This window comes from Actinomycetota bacterium (assembly GCA_030776725.1).
In the GTDB taxonomy this organism is placed as follows: Bacteria; Actinomycetota; Nitriliruptoria; order Nitriliruptorales; family JAHWKO01; genus JAHWKW01.
The window spans coordinates 1-12,532 of record JALYHG010000122.1 but is presented as its reverse complement, the minus strand read 5'-3'; the positions used below and the strand labels follow the sequence as shown (position 1 = coordinate 12,532).

Sequence of the window (12,532 nt, the reverse complement as noted above, 5' to 3'; positions counted from 1 at the left end):
CCGACCGGACCTGCTCTCCCTGACCATGCGCAGTGTCCTGGCCCAGCAAGACGTCGTCGCCGAGGTGCTCGTCATCAACGACGGCGGCGACTCCGCGACCGCTGCGCTGATCGAGGAGTTCGCCGACGCCCGCGTGCGCCTCCTGGTCAACACGGGCGCTCCCGGGGTGAGTGGAGCCCGCAACACCGGGATCGCTGCGGCGACGGGGGACTGGGTGGCCTTCCTCGACGACGACGATCTGTGGGCACCGGGCAAGCTGGCCGCCCAGCTCGCCGTCGCTGAGGCGGCCGGCGCGGGGTGGGTATACGCCGGGGACGTCACGGTCGACGCGGCGCTGCGCGTCCGCGGCGGCTGCCCGCCTCCCCCGCCAGAGGAGATCGTCCAGCGGCTGCGCGCCTACAACGCCGTGCCGGCGGGCGCTTCCAACGTCGCGGTGCGCCGAGAGGTCCTCGCTGTCACCGGCGGGTTCGACCCGGGCTTGCGCACCAGTGAGGACTGGGATCTGTGGCTCCGCCTTGCCGCCACCGGGCTGCCCGCGTACGTCCCGCGCCCGCTCGTGGCCCTGCGGACGCATCCGGCCATGGCGTCGCGTGCTGTGAAGCGCATGCTCGCCGACATCGAGATCATCGCCGACCGTCACGGCATCGCCGTTGACCGGCCACGTCACCAGCGCTGGGCAGCGTGGATATGCCTGGAGGATGGAAACCAACGCACGGCGCTGCGCCACTACGCCCACGCGGTCGCCGAGGGCGACCTCATGTCCCTCGGACGGGCGGCTGTGGCACTGGTGGCCCCCGGGTTGGCGCGACGCCGTCGCCCGGACCCCGCCGACCGATGGGTCCGCCAAGCCCAGACATGGCTCGACGCCCTGCGCGACGAGGCGGCGTCGGCGGCCCACCGCGAGGGAGGGCGGTCGGCGCTGTGACCTCTCACGACACCACGACGCCTCCGGAGCCGGCACCCCGCGGCGGGACGGTGGCCTACCGGGGTGCACAGGCCGAGCACAGCCGGCTCGGGCGGGGGGGCGTCGCGATCTTGGCCGGCACCGCCGTCATGTTCGTGGCTGTGGGCATGCCCGTGGTGTGGCGCGGAGCTCCGCTCGCCGATGACTTCAACAACTGCCTCGCACCGCGTGAGATCGGCCTTGACGGCTTCCTCGCCGCGTCCTGGGACCGTCTGGGCATGGTGCGCCCCGCCCGCATCCTGGAGATCCTGGTCACGACGGGGGTGTGCCAGACCATCCCGTTCGGGGTGGCCATCGCCGTGCCACTGGTTCTCACCATGGCCATGGCTCTCCTCGTGCGCGGCCTGCTGCGCGACCTGGGCGCCTCCGCGCCGTGGCCGGACGTGGGCGGGGCTGCATGGCTGCTTCAGCCCCTGGGGACAGAGGCGGCGCTGTGGCCGGCCGCGCTGCACGTGCCGCTCGGTCTCGCCTTCGCTCTCGCCGCCCTGCGGCTGTACCGCAGGCGACGCCACGGATGGGCGGCCCTGGCGACGTTGGCCGCGGCGTTTTCCGTCGAGCAGGTGATCCTTGCACTCCCCGTGGCCGCCGGGTTGCTGACCCCCGCGTCCGACCGCCGCCGCGCCGCAGCTGTCAGCGCCGCGGTGGTCGGTGCGGCTCTGACGATGTTCGCGCTGTGGCCGGGCTCGGATCCGCGGCTACACGCCGGCTTCGTCGACCGGGTCCTGACTCTCGCCGAGGATCCCACGTTCTACGTCGCCTACCCCGCCGTTGGCTTGGGGCTGCACTCGATTCCGCTAGCCACCCGCTGGACGCTGCCGTGGAGCGTGGTCGCCCTCGCCGGGGCCGCCGCGTTCGGGATGCTCGGCGCTCGGCGCCTGCCGCGCGGGTCCGGCCTGGCCCCGCGCGATGCGGCCTGGGGCGTCGTCGCAGTCAGCGTCCTCGTCGTCCTGGCCAACGTGCCAGTCGTCCTCGCCGTGCCGCGTCAAGGTTCCCCACGGCTGTTCTCTCCCACCTGGCTCATCCTCGTCGTGGCCGCCGCCGAACTTGCGTCACGGCTGCGGTGGCGGCGCCCAGAGCTGTTCGGCGCGGCCGGCGGGATGTTCGCCGCGGGGGCGGTCCTGTCGCTGGCACTGAGCGCCTCCGTGCGGCTGGTGAACGCGGACTTCACCGAGCACTCCGCCGAGCTGATCGCCGCCACTGTCCCGGACGGTGGCAGCGTGGCGGTCTGCGGGGTACGTCGCACCGTGACCGAGCCGGCGCCGCGGGGCGCGTTCGCCGTCCACGACCTGATCTACGAGTGGGCCGCCGAGGATGCCGTCGCGTACTACACCGGCCGGCGCGTCACCTTCGAGCTGGCCGGAGAGCTGTGGCAGCGACCCTGTCCGGATGCCGCCGACGTCGACGCGGTCGTCATGTTCGACCAGCTGGTCGCGGCGCGGCGTCCGTGAACGCTGACGCCCGCCCCGTCGTCGACGACGTCACGGTCGTTGTTCCCACCGTGGGCGGACCGCTGCTTGAGGGCTGCCTGGATTCGCTCGTGAGCGGCACGGTCTGGCCGGCGCGGCTCATCGTCGTCGACCAGGGCCGTACCGTTGCGGGGGCGGCGTGCGTCGCCGCGCTGCGCGATCGTGGTGTCGAAGCGGTCCATCTGCCGTCCGACCAGACCGGCATCTCCGCGGCGACCAACCGTGGACTCGAGCAGGTGCGCACGTCCTACGCGGCCGTCACCCACGACGACTGCCGGGTGCGTCCCGACTGGCTCGAGCGGTTGACGGGCCATCTCCGCGTGGTCGGAGACGCCATCGTCACGGGCCGCGTCGAGCCCGAAGGCGAGGGCATCGTCCTGACCGTAAAGACCGACGAGGAGCGGACGGTCTACACCACCCCGTTGCTGGACGGCGATGTGCTCTTCCCGCCCAACATGGGCTTCGCCGTCCGGCTGCTGGAGCGCATCGGCTGGTTCGACGAGCACCCATCTCTCGCCACTGCCGGGGAGGACAACGAGTGGGCGCACCGCGCCCTGCGCTCCGGGGTCTCGATCGTGTACGAACCCACCGTCGTGGTCGGGCATCTGGCCCGTCACCGTCCCGAGGACCTGCCACACCTGTACCGGCGATACGCCCGCGGGCAGGGGGCGTTCTACGGCACGTGGCTACGGCGAGGGGACGGGTTCGTCGCGCGGCGCGCGGCTCGTGACCTGCTGCGCGCCCCGTGGCTGCTCGTGCGTGGCCTCGCCGCGCGCAACCGGGAGCTCATCGCAATGGGCCGGGGCGAGGTCGTCGGCCTGCTGCCCGGCATCCTGGCCGGACTGCGCAACCGTGGCGTGCGCTCCAGCGCGACGCGTCACGGAGTCGGGTAGGCAGCGTACCCCAGCGCGGACATGGTGGCGCTGAGCCTCGTCTGCAGCTCAGCAGCTTCCTCGTCGGTGAGGTAGTCCTGCCAGCGCTTGGTCCGTTGGACGATGCGGCCCCACAGGTGCGGGTCGACGGGCCAGCGGTCGGGGTCGGCAGCTCGCTCCTCCACCGCTTCGGGGTCGAACGGCTCGTCGAGGAACCCACAGACCTCGCGGAAGGTCTGCGCCGGGTCGGCGGTGAGACGTTCGTAGGGAACCAGGAGGAGGTTGTTGTGGCCGGCGTCGCGCCATGCCAGCGCCCGCGCGCTGCGATCCGCGTAGATGCGGCAGAACTCGTCGAGGTTCAGGTCGGCCCACCACCCGTGCGGGTCGACTGCTGCCCGCCGACGGTAGGAGGTGAACACGTCAACGGGGTGGCGGTGGATGTAGAGGAATCGTGCATCGGGAAAGGTTCGGGCCAACTCGGGGAGGTGCCGGGTGTTCGTGGGGGTCTTCTCGACCAGCCGGAGACAGCCACGAGCACGCCAGGCGTGGAAGAAGTAGGTCCGCAGCACCAGGTGATTGAGGTTGACGTACCCGAGCCAGCGGGCGCGGTCCCGCAAGACGTAGTTCACAGGCGCCAGGATAGCGCTGAGCACCCGCAGCGGACGGATGGCGCGCAGGAACGCGCCGAAGGCGTCCCGGTCATCCAGCATGAAATGCACGAGGTTGGGCGGGTAGGTGGGAGTGAACAGGAACGTCCGTCGCAGGTGCGAGAACACGTCGGTCTCTACGAGGTTCGGCGTTCGCGGCCGGAACGAAGGGTGCTTCTGCAGCGTCCTGTACAGGATGCTGGTGCCGCTGCGCGCCTCGCCAACGATGAACACGGGACTGGCCGCTCGCATCGCGCGTGACGCGGCGAGCAGGCCTGTGGTGTCCGTGCCCGCCTCCATGCTGCGGTCAGGATACGTTGCGCCAGGGCTGGACGGCCGCGAAGCTCATCATCGGGCGGTGGAGGAACCTGCCGGTCGTGGCGGCCGGGCGCACCGACCCGCTCCTGCCACCGTCCCCATCGAGGTCTGGAGCAGGCTGCAGGACACATGGTCGCTGTCTGCGGTGTGGGGCACACTACGCCCATGGAGCAGCTTCCAGGCGTCGCCGCAGTGAGGCTCCCGGTTGCCGAAGGGCGCGCCTCGACCCTGGCATGGCACACGGGCGGGGTGACGGCGTGATCGACGTCTCCGTGGTCGTCCCCACGCGCAACCGCAGCCAGCTGCTGGCGACGACGCTGCGGAGCGTGTTGCGCCAGCGCGGCGTCGCTCTCGAGCTGATCGTGGTCGACGAGGCCTCGAGCGATGACACCGCGCAGGTCGTCGCGGCGTTCGAGGACGCCAGGACGCGCGTGATTCATCACGCGGTCGCTCGGGGCCCCAACGCAGCGCGTAACCGTGGCGGCTTCGACGCGCGCGGCGAGTGGGTCGCCTTCATCGACGACGACGACCTGTGGGCGCCCGACAAGCTCGCGCGGCAGCTGCGCGCGGCCGACGAAGCCGGACGTGGCTGGGTGTACGCCGGGTCGGTCAACGTCAACGAGCAGCTCGACGTTATCCACGGCGTCCCCCCACCGTCCCCGGCGCAGGTCATGGCCGAGCTGCCGCGCCACAACGCGATCCCCGCCAGCGCATCCAACGTGATCATGCGTCGGTCGGCGTTCGTGGCGTACTCGGGGTTCAACGAGAACCTCCGCGCGTGCGAGGAATGGGACCTGTGGCTGCGCCTGGCGAAGGACGAACCACCGGCTTGGGTTCCCAGCCCGCTGGTGGCGTACCGCATGCATGCCGGTAATGCGACGCTCGACGTCGCCGGGATCATCGCCGGCGCGCGCATGATCGAGCAGTTGCACGGTACGACCATCGACTGGGGGCGGTTCCACTGGTGGATCGCGCAGCTGTGCGTCCGGAACGGCCGACGCGGTGATGCGCTGCGGGAGTACGGCAAGGCAGCGCTGGCGGGGCGGCATCGCGAGGTGCGTGCCGACCTGGTCACGCTGGCTCGTCGCACCTTGCGTCGTCATGGTCTGGGCGGGGTCCCCGAGCCGGCACGACGTGCCGACGTCTCCTGGGAGGACCAGGCGCGCGTGTGGATCGACGAGCTGCGCCGGTCGCCGATCGAAGCCGCGGGCGGCAGATGACGCTGGTGTCGGTGGTCATCCCCACCCGCAACCGCAGCCGGCTGCTGGCGACGACGCTGCACAGTGTGTTATGGCAGCGCAACGTCGATCTCGAGGTCATCGTGGTCGACGACGCCTCCACCGACGGCACTGCTGACGTGGTCGCCGGCTTCGCCGACCCCCGGTTGGTCCTGATGCGCCAGCGGAGCCCTTGCGGACCGAGCGCAGCGCGTAACCGTGGCGCTGGCCGGGCAGCCGGGGCGTGGCTCGCATTCGTGGATGACGACGACGTATGGGCCCCCGACAAGCTGACCCGCCAAATCGCGGCCGCCGACGGGGCCGGTCGAGGCTGGAGCTACGCCGGAGCAGTCAACATCGGGGACGATCTGCAGATCGTGTCCGGCAGTCCGCCACCGTCACCCGAAGACGTCCTTGCTGCGTTGCCCCGGTACAACCCCGTGCCCGGCGGAGGATCCAACGTGATCATCCGCTGGGAGCTGTGGGACGACGTCGCCGGTTTCGACGAACGGTTGCCCCCGTGCGAGGACTGGGACATGTGGGCCAGGCTCGCCCGGGTCGGCCCACCGGCGTCTGTGGCCGCCCCGCTGATGGGCTACCGCCTACACAGCGGAAGCGTCTCGCTTGACATCCGCAGGATCCTCCGCAGCGCCGAGCTCATCGAACAGCTGCACGCCACACCGGTCGACTGGGGGCGGATGCACCGCTGGCTGGCGGAGTCATGTCTGCGCATGGACCGCCACGTGCAGGCGCTTGGCCAGTTCGCCATGGCGGCGATCCGTGGCCAGGCACGGGGCGTCGCCTCCGACGTGGCTGCCATCGCTCGGCGGCGTGTGGGCCGGCGCACCCGCAAGGTCGAGACCCCCGCCGATCGTGACTGGATAGCCCAGGCCGCGGGATGGCTCCAAGAGCTGCGGAGCCGCGTCGGTACCGTCCCGAAGGGGGCGGCGACCCATGTTGACAGGCTTGGCCGATGAGCCGTCGTGAGAGCCCGCCACGAACCACGCCGATCGCGTTCGACCATCTTCACCCCACATCGGCACCGATCTTCATCCACGGCATCCTGCCACGCAGCGGCACCAACTTCCTGTGGGATCTGCTCCTGGTGCATCCTGACTGCGCACCCGCCGTCGAACCCGTCCGAGAGGATCTGTTCCTCGAACACTGCCATCACCTGACCGCCTTCATTGCGGACGTCCAGGCAGCGTGGGACCCGATGTGGGGTGAATTCAGCGCGGAGCTGCCGCGACGGCTTCATGCCGCTCTGGGTGAGGGACTGCTGTCGTTCCTGCGGTACGACCGCGATCGCCGGCTTGTGACGAAGTCGCCGAGCGTGCGTCATCTGGACCGGTTCTTCGACTTCTTTCCCACGGCCCGGCTGCTCGTCCTCGTCCGCGACGGGCGGTCAGTCACGCAGTCGTGCATGGACACCTTCGGTTGGCCGTTCGAACGGGCAGCACGGGCGTGGGTCGACGCCGCCGCCGAGATCGATCGGTTCCGCGACGCACGTCCCGACCCCACCGACCAGTGGCGGTTGGTGCGCTACGAAGATCTCGTCGACGACCTCGACCGCCAGCTGCCCGAGCTGTTGCGGTTCCTGGGGCTCGACCTCGCCACCTATGACCTTGACGCGGCGCGCGCCCTGCCGGTGCGTGGCTCGTCGGCGTTCTTCGGGCGGGGTCGCTCGTCCGTTCACTGGGACCCCGTCGACAAGGACTCCAGGTTTGCGCCAACCCAGCGATGGCACCACTGGAACCGCGACCAGCTGGAGCGCTTCGCCTGGATCGCCGGCACCCACCTGAGGTCCTTCGGCTATGACGCCGAGCCGATGCCGTCGGCGGTGCTGACGACGAGGGCCCGGCACCGTCTACTCGATCTGCGGTGGGCGACTCGACAGGCCGTCCGGCGCGCGCGCACGGGGCTGGGCGCCGCATCTCAACCCCTGCGCCGCCGACTCGCGCACGCACGTCAGGACTGACCCATGATCCCCGAGGTCACCGCGATCGTCCCCACCCACAACCGCCGCGACATGCTGATCACGACTCTTCGGTCCGTGCTGTGGCAACGAGACGTGTCCCTAGAGGTCGTGGTGGTCGACGACGGTTCCCGCGACGACACGGCGGCGGTCGTGTCGAAGGTGGGCGATCCGCGCGTCCGCCTGCTCCGCCACGACACCCCCCGGGGGGTCAGCGTCGCCCGGAACCGCGGCGCAGCGGAGGCGCGGGGACAGTGGCTGGCGTTCGCCGACGACGACGACCTGTGGGCTCCCGACAAGCTCGCCCGCCAGCTGGCTGTCGCCCGCACCACCGGCCGCACCTGGGCGTACGGCGGAGCGGTGCACGTCAACGCCGCTCTCCGGGTCATGACGGCCAAGGAAGCGCCGGCCCCGGATCGTCTCGTGGCGACTTTGCCCCGGTGGAGCCTCATGCCCGGGGGGTCGTCCAACGTGATCGTCCAGGCGGACGTGTTCGCGGCGACCGGTGGCTGGGACCCCACCCTGATCAACCTCGCCGACTGGGACATGTGGGCGCGCCTTGCCCAGCAGGGACATCCGGCCTGTGTCAACGCTCCACTCGTCGGCTACCGCATCCACGTCGGTAACGCGTCAGCGGACACCGCACTCGTCCTCCGTGAGGCGAGGATGATCGATGGCCGCTACGGCGCCAGGCTCGACTATGGCCAGCTGCATCACTACCTGGCGTGGGTGCACCTGCGCTCCGCCCGCCGCCGACCCGCCCTAGGCCACCTGGCTCGTGCGGCCGCCCGGGGACAGATCCGCGGGGTGGCGGGCACACTCGCGCTGCTGGCCCGCCAGCGGATGGGCCACCACGCGCCGGCGCTGCGTCCGAGGCCCAGCGGCATCCACAAGACCTGGCTGGCCGAAGCCGAGAAGTGGATCGCTCCTCTCCGCGAGGCGAGCTTCGAGGCGGCATGAGCGTAGCCGCGACACCACGGTCAACCAGGGCCCTACGCCGCATGGGCCGACCGGTGATGCGACGCGTCCGCAAGCTCCGCCGCCGTGGTGCGCTCCGCGAGGCTGTCGCGACGATCCGCCGCGCCCGGGGAGCGAGGCTTGTGCTGGTCTATCACCGCATCGCCCCTCGTGACGCCCCGCGCGACGAGATCGTGCCGACCGTCCCGGCCGATCTGTTCCGCGAGCAGCTGACCACCTTCGCCGAACTCGGGCGGTTCGTGCCCTTGGACAGCCTCATCGCGGATCCCGGTGATCGTGAAGGGCCGCTGCGGTTCGCGTTGACTTTCGACGACGACTACGACACCCACGCCCGGTACGTGCTCCCCGTCCTGCGCGACCTCGGGCTGCCGGCCACGTTCTTCTTGTCCGGCCGGTCGCTCCACGGCCTGGGCGGGTACTGGTTCCAGCGGCTCGAAGCCCTCGTGGACGAACGTGGCGTCGCCGCGACCGCCGCGCTGCTCGACGTCCCTGACGTCGATCACGAGGTCCACCTTGCCCGGGCCTGCGAGGGTGATCCGTCGCGTCAAGGCCTGATCGATCGATACGCGCCTGCAGGCGACCCACCGCTTGACGCCGCCGGCATCCGCCTGCTCGCCGAGGCCGGCATGACCATCGGTTTCCACACGCTCCGTCACCCGGTACTGCCGCTTTTGGACGATGCTGAGGCGACCACGGCGCTGACCGTCGGGAAGGACCGCCTTGCGGCGCTCGTCGAGCAGCCCTTGAGGTGGTTCGCATATCCCCACGGCAAGACGGATGAGCGCATCACGACCCTGACCCGCCAGGCCGGTTACACCGCCGCGTTGACCACCCAGCTCCGCCTGCTGCACGCGGCGGACGACCACCACCAGCTCGGGCGGTGGGAACCGTCGCCCATGCCCACGCACGAGGTCGTCATCCGGCTCGGTCATGTCCTGCAACACGCCATGGCCTGACCACCCGCGTCGCCAAGCGTGTGCGGGTGTTCAGCGCGCCGGAAGGCGCAGCAGGGACGCGGCGATGCAGGGGATGGCCGTGGCCGGCACTGGGTCGCTCCGGCACTCGCCGGCAGCCGTTGCGCCAGCGGCCGTTACCATCGCCCACCCCGGCAGGAGACGGACGGTCGGCCAAGAAGAACACCCAGGGGCGGGGCAGTGATCGGCGACATGCGGTCGCGTTGCTGCCGTGGGGCGACAGGTTCGAGGACTTCCACGACAAGGTCGGCATATCCCTGGAGGCGTTCCGGGACGAGCTGACCGGAACGTGGCTGTTCAACTACGTCGAGGCGCTGCAGTCGGCCGGCCTGCAGCCGGTCCTGTACTTCTTCTCCGCCAGGATCGGTGAGCCGGTGCGGTTCCCTCACCGTCACACGGGGGCTCCGATCCGGGTCCTGCCGACCCCCTGGCTGCACCGCAAGCTGCAGGCGGTGCGCGACCGCCTTCGGATCCGGTCCCCGCTCTTCTCGTCGGTGCGTTCCTACGTCGCCACACCATGGCGTGCGCTCGCCAGAGAGCTGCGTCGCGACGGCTGCACAGCCATCCTGTGCCAGGAGTACGAGTACCCGCGGTTCGATGAGGCGGTCATGCTCGGCCATGCCCTCAAGATTCCCGTATTCGCCACCTACCAGGGAGGCAACCGGCCAGGCAGCGCGTTGGAGCGGCTCGTCAGGCCTTCCGCGATCCGCCGGGCGACAGGGCTGGTGATCGCATCACGGGCGGAGGCCCGGCGGGTGCAGTCAACGTACGGCTTGCCGATCGACCGGATCGCCGTGATCCCGAACGCCTTCGACGTGCGACGGTGGCGACCGGTCGACCGGGACGCAGCACGCTCCGCCGTCGGCATCCCCGTCAGCGCGCCGGTCGTCGTGTGGCACGGACGCGTGGAGATCCATTCGAAGGGGTTGGACGTGTTGCTCGAGGCCTGGGAACAGGTCTGGGCGTCGCAGCCCGACCTGCGGCCCCTGCTGCTGGTGGTGGGTTCCGGCCAGGATCGCGACGCGCTGCGACGGCGATTGGTCCGTCTCCCGCCCGACGCCGTCCGATGGGAAAACCGCTGGATCTACGACCGGCAGCTTCTCTGGCAGTACCTGTCCGCGGCGGACATCGCGGTGCTCGCTTCACGCCACGAGGGGTTCGCCGTGGCGGTCGTCGAGGCGATGGCCTGTGGCCTGCCGGTCGTCGCCACGGACGTCTCGGGCGTCGCCGAGGCGCTCGGTGAAGATCCAGCTGGCGTGATCGTCCCGCCTGAGGACGTGGCCGGGCTCGCCGCGGCCGTCAGACGGCTGCTCCGAGACCCATCCCTCCGCCGCGAAATGGGGTTGCGCGCCCGACGGCGCGCCGAAGAGCACTTCTCCCTTGAGGCTGTGGGTGACCGGCTGCGGGCGTTCATGGAGGACCGGGGAGCCGTCCGGGGTCCTGGACGGCGTCAGTCGCCGTCCAGGTGTTCCACCGACCACGGGCTCCGAGGACCACGCCGCAGCTCACCTGGTCCCGGCACCACCGGCAACGGGGAGGCGTGACACGTCATCGCGGCGAGGCCTGGCTGGGAGACCGTCGCCGTGGCCATCACTGCACGAGCATCCGGAAGCGCAGACTGCCGCGGAGCAATCCCACCTTCCATCCCCATCGGTGCACCCACCGCATCCAGTCCTGCCGATCGCGTACCGTTGCGATCCGACCGAGCATGAGGCCCCACCCAGCGATCCCGCGCACGGGGTTACGACGGCGCATTCCGCAGGACTCGAAGCGCCGATGCAGGGCCACGGTCCACTCCCCGTACCCACGCGCCTGGCGGTAGACGGCCGCTACCTGGTCCCTGAGGCGGACGTGGACCACCGCGTCGGAGCAGTAGTCGAGCCGATGTCCGGCCAGTTGCGCACGGAAGCACAGATCGGTGTCCTCTAACCAGTCGAACTCCTCGTCGAATCCGCCCAGGTCATCGAAGAGTGTCCGAGCCATCCCGAGGTTCCCCCCGCCGCCGAACGGCAGGAAGGGCGGATCCCATTCCTGCAGTGACCGTTGCTGGGGTTGCGCGCGGACCCCCAGGACCTCCGGTCGGTTCAGGCGCTCCCACTCCAGGCGACCGGCGACCAGTCGCGCCTCTCCAAGGGCTCTGTTCATGGCGCGCAGCCAGCCCTCACCGACGACATCATCGGCGTCGCAGAACGCCAGAAGGCCGCCGTGGGCTTGGCGGACACCGCGGTTACGTGCTTCCGCAGCGTTGCGGCAGTCACGAGCCTCGATCAGCGACAGCCGGGGCAGCCGGTCGTGGAACGCCGCAACGATGCGAGCAGAGCCGTCCTCGGAGCCGTTGTCCACCACGACGACCTCCCAGGGACAGACTGGATCCTGAGCGGCCAGAGCCGCCAGTTGCTCGCCGATCGTCGCCGCTGCGTTGCGGCAGGGGAGGATGACGCTGATGGTCCTGTTCATGGCCGTCATGTTCCAGTATCCACCATCGTTCCCCGTTCGATAGCAACGACCAGATCGGCGCCAGCAGCCCGGGCGGCAGCGGGAAGCGCGATGTCACACTCGTCGCCGCGCCCCGACACTGGGCTTGCGTCGCCGTGGCCGCTCGGCGGATCGTGGGCATGTGGGCGCTGAGAAGCGTTCGCCACACGCCCAGTCGGCCATGATTCGCGAGACCACTCGGTCTCCGTAACGGCCGATGTGTGGGGGATCGAGGGTATCGCGGTGGTGTCCGTCCGAGTGAGCGATGGCGATCGGTAGGACTGATCTCCCGTCCGTGAGCGTCGGCTGCAGCCGTGTCCGTCTCGTCTTCGTCGCTTCGAAGCGCGCGCGGCGAGTCCACCCCCAGCTTACCCTTGACGTATCGCCACCCCCGCACAGGAGCCGTCGTGAAGGTCGGAGTCCCCAGGGAGGTGAAGGACACCGAGTTCCGTGTCGCGATCACGCCTGCCGGCGTCCGGGAGCTGGTCCTGGCGGGTCACGATGTCCTCATCGAGCGGGGCGCCGGCGCCGGATCGTCGATCAGCGACGCCGACTTCCGACGTGGGGGTGCGACCATCCTCTTGGAGCCGGACGAGGTCTGGGGGGAGGCCGACCTGGTCCTCAAGGTGAAGGAGCCGGTCGAGGC

General features: G+C 70.4%; 12 protein-coding genes. 10 read left to right on the top strand and 2 right to left on the bottom strand.

What is annotated here, in order from left to right; all coding sequences use genetic code 11:
• Nucleotides 1–25: 25 nt before the first annotated feature.
• The 3 genes from M3N57_05675 to M3N57_05665 are packed head-to-tail and all read left to right on the top strand — an operon-like array spanning nt 26 to nt 3,323.
• Nucleotides 26–925 (top strand): glycosyltransferase, encoded by a 900-nt coding sequence (locus M3N57_05675; GenBank protein ID MDP9022185.1) that lies wholly within the window; start codon nt 26–28, stop codon nt 923–925.
• Between the two features lie 50 nt (nt 926–975).
• Nucleotides 976–2,412 (top strand): hypothetical protein, encoded by a 1,437-nt coding sequence (locus M3N57_05670; GenBank protein MDP9022184.1) that lies wholly within the window; start codon nt 976–978, stop codon nt 2,410–2,412.
• The gene (locus M3N57_05665; GenBank protein MDP9022183.1) at nt 2,409–3,323 is read left to right on the top strand and encodes a glycosyltransferase family 2 protein; all 915 of its coding nucleotides are present in this window, start codon (nt 2,409–2,411) and stop codon (nt 3,321–3,323) included. Before M3N57_05670 ends, M3N57_05665 begins: the two co-directional genes overlap by 4 nt.
• On the opposite strand, the gene M3N57_05660 is transcribed toward M3N57_05665, so the two are convergent.
• The gene (locus tag M3N57_05660; protein MDP9022182.1) at nt 3,308–4,249 is read right to left on the bottom strand and encodes a sulfotransferase; all 942 of its coding nucleotides are present in this window, start codon (nt 4,247–4,249) and stop codon (nt 3,308–3,310) included. The genes M3N57_05665 and M3N57_05660 overlap by 16 nt on opposite strands.
• A gap of 251 nt (nt 4,250–4,500) precedes the next feature.
• Between M3N57_05660 and M3N57_05655 the strand changes: the two genes are divergently transcribed.
• The 6 genes from M3N57_05655 (at nt 4,501) to M3N57_05630 (ending at nt 10,955) form a co-directional block, all read left to right on the top strand.
• Entirely contained in the window at nt 4,501–5,487 is a 987-nt protein-coding gene (locus M3N57_05655) for a glycosyltransferase (GenBank protein MDP9022181.1), read from the top strand.
• Between the two features lie 11 nt (nt 5,488–5,498).
• Nucleotides 5,499–6,461, top strand: coding sequence for a glycosyltransferase family 2 protein (locus M3N57_05650; GenBank protein ID MDP9022180.1), 963 nt, complete (start codon nt 5,499–5,501; stop codon nt 6,459–6,461).
• The gene (locus M3N57_05645) at nt 6,458–7,462 is read left to right on the top strand and encodes a sulfotransferase (protein MDP9022179.1); all 1,005 of its coding nucleotides are present in this window, start codon (nt 6,458–6,460) and stop codon (nt 7,460–7,462) included. Before M3N57_05650 ends, M3N57_05645 begins: the two co-directional genes overlap by 4 nt.
• A gap of 3 nt (nt 7,463–7,465) precedes the next feature.
• The gene (locus M3N57_05640) at nt 7,466–8,419 is read left to right on the top strand and encodes a glycosyltransferase (GenBank protein ID MDP9022178.1); all 954 of its coding nucleotides are present in this window, start codon (nt 7,466–7,468) and stop codon (nt 8,417–8,419) included.
• Between the two features lie 41 nt (nt 8,420–8,460).
• Nucleotides 8,461–9,393: a polysaccharide deacetylase family protein gene (locus tag M3N57_05635; GenBank protein MDP9022177.1), complete on the top strand. Its 933-nt coding sequence runs from the start codon at nt 8,461–8,463 to the stop codon at nt 9,391–9,393.
• A gap of 221 nt (nt 9,394–9,614) precedes the next feature.
• Complete coding sequence (locus M3N57_05630) at nt 9,615–10,955, top strand: glycosyltransferase family 4 protein (GenBank protein MDP9022176.1); 1,341 nt, start codon at nt 9,615–9,617, stop codon at nt 10,953–10,955.
• A gap of 46 nt (nt 10,956–11,001) precedes the next feature.
• Here the strand turns inward: M3N57_05630 and M3N57_05625 are convergent, their stop codons facing one another.
• Nucleotides 11,002–11,868, bottom strand: coding sequence for a glycosyltransferase (locus M3N57_05625; GenBank protein ID MDP9022175.1), 867 nt, complete (start codon nt 11,866–11,868; stop codon nt 11,002–11,004).
• Nucleotides 11,869–12,293: 425 nt separating this feature from the next.
• Here M3N57_05625 and M3N57_05620 point away from each other — a divergent pair.
• Nucleotides 12,294–12,532: alanine dehydrogenase (locus tag M3N57_05620; protein MDP9022174.1), on the top strand; the 239-nt coding region annotated here is incomplete at its 3' end.

Coding starts and splice junctions, on each gene's coding strand:
- M3N57_05640 (MDP9022178.1), top strand. CDS start 7,466: ATGATCCCCGAGGTCACCGCGATCGTCCCCACCCACAACCGCCGCGAC.
- M3N57_05660 (MDP9022182.1), bottom strand. CDS start 4,249: ATGGAGGCGGGCACGGACACCACAGGCCTGCTCGCCGCGTCACGCGCG.
- M3N57_05645 (MDP9022179.1), top strand. CDS start 6,458: ATGAGCCGTCGTGAGAGCCCGCCACGAACCACGCCGATCGCGTTCGAC.
- M3N57_05625 (MDP9022175.1), bottom strand. CDS start 11,868: ATGAACAGGACCATCAGCGTCATCCTCCCCTGCCGCAACGCAGCGGCG.
- M3N57_05655 (MDP9022181.1), top strand. CDS start 4,501: ATGGCACACGGGCGGGGTGACGGCGTGATCGACGTCTCCGTGGTCGTC.
- M3N57_05675 (MDP9022185.1), top strand. CDS start 26: ATGCGCAGTGTCCTGGCCCAGCAAGACGTCGTCGCCGAGGTGCTCGTC.
- M3N57_05635 (MDP9022177.1), top strand. CDS start 8,461: ATGGGCCGACCGGTGATGCGACGCGTCCGCAAGCTCCGCCGCCGTGGT.